General features: G+C 75.9%; 2 protein-coding genes and 2 pseudogenes. 2 read left to right on the top strand and 2 right to left on the bottom strand.

Annotated elements, in window-relative coordinates:
• Positions 1–184 (top strand): annotated as a pseudogene (locus tag ACYVKY_RS17730) (type IV pili twitching motility protein PilT); the annotation flags it as partial.
• Between the two features lie 11 nt (positions 185–195).
• Here the strand turns inward: ACYVKY_RS17730 and ACYVKY_RS17735 are convergent.
• Positions 196–1,149, bottom strand: a complete 954-nt coding sequence (locus ACYVKY_RS17735) for a hypothetical protein (protein WP_460436309.1) — start codon at positions 1,147–1,149, stop codon at positions 196–198.
• A 160-nt stretch (positions 1,150–1,309) separates the two neighbouring features.
• Positions 1,310–1,549: pseudogene (locus tag ACYVKY_RS17740) on the bottom strand (sigma factor); the annotation flags it as partial.
• Positions 1,550–1,614: 65 nt separating this feature from the next.
• On the opposite strand from ACYVKY_RS17740, the gene ACYVKY_RS17745 reads away from it, so the two are divergent.
• On the top strand, positions 1,615–1,980 hold a 366-nt coding region (locus ACYVKY_RS17745), incomplete at its 3' end, for a Clp protease N-terminal domain-containing protein (protein WP_460436310.1).

Here is a 1,980-nt window from a genome sequence, read left to right on the forward strand (position 1 = left end):
CCCGCGCCCCGCACCGCCCGCCGTGGCGCCGGACCGGGTCCGCGGCCCGCAGCACGACGCCCCGGCGGCGGTGGACCCGCCGGCGGGGGACGCGCCGGTGCAGGACGCACCCGCCACCGAGCCGGCACCCGTCCCCGACGCCGGGCCGACGGCCGGGTCCGACGACGAGCAGCCCGACGGCTGAACGGGTCGGGGTCAGCCGGCGCGCAGCGAGTCGGTGACCGAGGCCAGCAGGTCCTGGTGCTCGTCGGCGAACGGGTCGAGCGTCGAGACCGTCAGCCGGTGCGTCACGCCCTCCTCGTCGAACGCCACAGCGTAGCGACCGGTCACCGGCCCGTACATGCTCTGGCAGGTGTACCCGTAGTCGTACCCGACAAGTCCGTCGCGCTCGAAGCGCTCGGGCTGGTCGCTGTACGCCACGTCGGCCAGGCACCCGTGGCCGGACGACTCGCGCATCGACACCAGCTGCTCCGGCGTCGCGTCGAGCTGCGCCGCCAGGCCCTGGTCGATCGCCTCGCTGATCCGCTCCGGCGTCGGCAGCGGCTCGGGCACCGGCGTCCGGTAGTACTCGACGAGCGCAGCCGGGTCGCCGCCGGACTGCTCGGCCGACTCGGCGTAGGTGACCTCCTCGTGCGGGGCGCCGCCGTCGGTGGAGAAGCTGGTGACGTTCTCGGCCTGCGGGCGCACCTCCCACGACCGCGGCACCTCGAACGCGACCCGGGTGAGCTCGACGGCCTGCACGTCCTCGGCGTCGGACCCGCCGCCGAGGGTGAGCGCGAGCGCCAGGCCGATCACCGCCACGGCGGCGACGCCGCCGAGCGACCACCACAGCGGTGCGCGGGAGCGGCGCGGCCGCTGACCCCGGGGCGGGCCGTAAGGCGGTGGGCCGTACCCGGGCGGCGGTCCCTGCGGCGGGCCGTACGACGGCGGGGGACCGTGTGGCGGGCCGTACTGCGGGGGCGGGCCCTGCGGAGGGCCGTAGCCGGGCGGTGGTCCCTGCGGCCGCCCGTACCCGGGCGGCGGCCCCTGCGGCGGGCCGTAGCCGGGCGGCGGACCCTGCGGCGGGCCGTACTGCGGCGGGCCGTAGCCCGGCGGCGGACCCTGCGGGCGCAGCGGACCCGGCGGCGGCGGTGGTGCGGCGCTGGACATGGTGGAACCCCCCGTTCGACGACGACCCCCAGTGTCCCGCACCCGCACGGCCTCCGCCGCCGCCGTCCACCGTCAGCCGGTGCAGACCTCGCCGGCCGTGTCGACCAGCAGGATCGAGACCACCGAGTCCGCACCGTCGAGAAGGAACACGTTCCTCGAGCCGGCGCCGGTGGTCCCACGCCCGCACGAACGCCTCCTGCACGCAGTCCGCCGCCTCGTCGCGGTCGCCGAGCATCACCGAGAGCTGCCCGACGAGCCAATGGAAGGACGCGGCGTAGTAGGCGTCGAACTCCTCGACGTCCATCTGACCCCCCGTTCTCGTCCTGGCCACGGTGACCGGTCCCCGTTCTCGAGGCGCATACGCGTGGACGCGACGACCGGTTGCGTCCCGTGGGAACATCGTCCGGACACGGGAAGTTGAGCGTGACAGACTCAACTTCGTCGTACCACCAGGAGGGGACCCCGATGGAGCTCAAGCTCACCACGAAGAGCCAGGAGGCCCTGGCGGCCGCCGTGCAGGCGGCCACGACGAACGGCAACCCGAACGTCGACCCCGTGCACCTGCTCGCGGCCCTCGTCGCCCAGCCGGGCGGCGTGCCCGCCGGCCTGCTCGAGGCCGTCGGCGCGCAGGCGTCCACCGTGCTCGACCGCGCCAAGGGCGTGGTCGCCGGGCTGCCGAGCGCGAGCGGCTCGTCCGTCGCCGCGCCGCAGCTGTCGCTCGCCGCGCAGGGCGTGCTCGTCGCCGCCCAGGAGGAGATGACCTCGCTCGGCGACTCGTTCGTCTCCACCGAGCACCTGCTGCTCGAGCTCGCCGGCGAGCGCGGCCCGGCC

This window comes from Angustibacter speluncae, assembly GCF_054777815.1.

Coding starts and splice junctions, on each gene's coding strand:
- ACYVKY_RS17735 (WP_460436309.1), bottom strand. CDS start 1,149: ATGTCCAGCGCCGCACCACCGCCGCCGCCGGGTCCGCTGCGCCCGCAG.